1 protein-coding gene is annotated in these 1,244 nt (G+C 60.4%); it reads right to left on the bottom strand.

All coding sequences use genetic code 11. The features are described from left to right. Positions 1-30: 30 nt before the first annotated feature. A protein-coding gene (locus ABIB06_RS38810; RefSeq protein ID WP_354049800.1) for an IS3 family transposase occupies positions 31-1,184 on the bottom strand; the annotation gives its coding sequence in 2 pieces (ribosomal slippage) (positions 31-926 and positions 926-1,184; 1,155 coding nt in all). Positions 1,185-1,244: the final 60 nt, after the last annotated feature.

The following is a 1,244-nucleotide window of genomic DNA, read 5'->3' as shown; positions in this document are numbered from 1 at the left end:
TGAGCTGCACCCGGTTCTGTTGACACCGGCTTAAGCTAATCCGACCTTCCGTTCGAACTCCATAGGGCTCAGATATCCGATCGTCGAATGCCTTCGCTTCGGATTGTAGAAGCGCTCGATGTAGTCGAACACGTCGGCCTTGGCCTCGTTGCGTGACCGGTACACTTTGCGCGCTGTTCGCTCGGTCTTCAAGGACGAGAAGAAGCTCTCCATTGCAGCGTTGTCCCAGACATTGCCTGACCGGCTCATCGAGCAGACCACGCCGTGATCGGCCATCAGCCTCTGGAACTGTTCGCTGGTGTATTGGCTGCCGCGATCGGAATGATGCAACAGCGCGTCCGGCTTGCCTCGTCGCCAGATCGCCATCACCAGGGCATCGGTGACGAGCTGTGCCGTCATTGCTGTACTCATTGACCAGCCGACCACCCGCCGCGAGAACAGATCAACGACTGCGGCCACATAGAGCCAACCCTCCGCCGTCCAAACATAGGTGAAGTCAGCGATCCATTTGCGATTGGGAGCGGGCGCTTCGAAGGAGCGGTCGAGCACGTTGGGAGCGACGGCGGCGATCTGCCGCTCACCCAGATCGGGCGGCAGTCGACGCCGTCGTGGGCGTGCTTTAAGGGCCTGCAGCCGCATCAATCGTTCGATCCGGTGCAGCCCGCAAGATATCCCTTCGGCCAGCAGGTCGTGCCACACCCGCCTGGCGCCATAGGTCCGGTCGCTGGCCAGGAAGCTGGCTCGAACCTTCGCGCCAAGCTCTTCTTCGGTCCGGCTGCGTTCACTGCGCGGCCGTGTCAGCCAGGCATAGAAGCCACCCCGCGAGACACCGAGCGCCTCGCACAACCATTCCGCCGGCCAGATCCTTCGGTGCTTCGCAACGAAACCGAACTTCACGTCGATTCCTTCGCGAAGTAGGCCGCGGCTTTTTTTAGGATGTCCCGTTCGGCTTTAAGCTTGATGACCTCGCGCTTCAGCTGCGCGATCTCCAGTTGCTCCGGCTTCATCTGACCGTGGCCAGGGAATGCATGTTGCGGATCGTCCGCAAGCTGCTTCACCCAACTGCGCAACTGTGTCGGATGAATACCAAGGTCTTTGGACGCCTGCGCATACGACACGCCGCGCTGCTTGATCAGCCGCACGGCCTCAAGCTTGAACTCCCGCGTAAACTGCCTTCTCTCCATGACGCACCTCCTGCTCCATAAAACACCTAACTTGGTGTCTTCGGAACCGGGTGCAGCTCA

The organism is Bradyrhizobium sp. LB8.2 (assembly GCF_040548035.1).
GTDB lineage: Bacteria > Pseudomonadota > Alphaproteobacteria > Rhizobiales > Xanthobacteraceae > Bradyrhizobium.
Note: the sequence above shows the minus strand (reverse complement) of the source record. Positions and strands in the feature narration are given on the sequence as shown.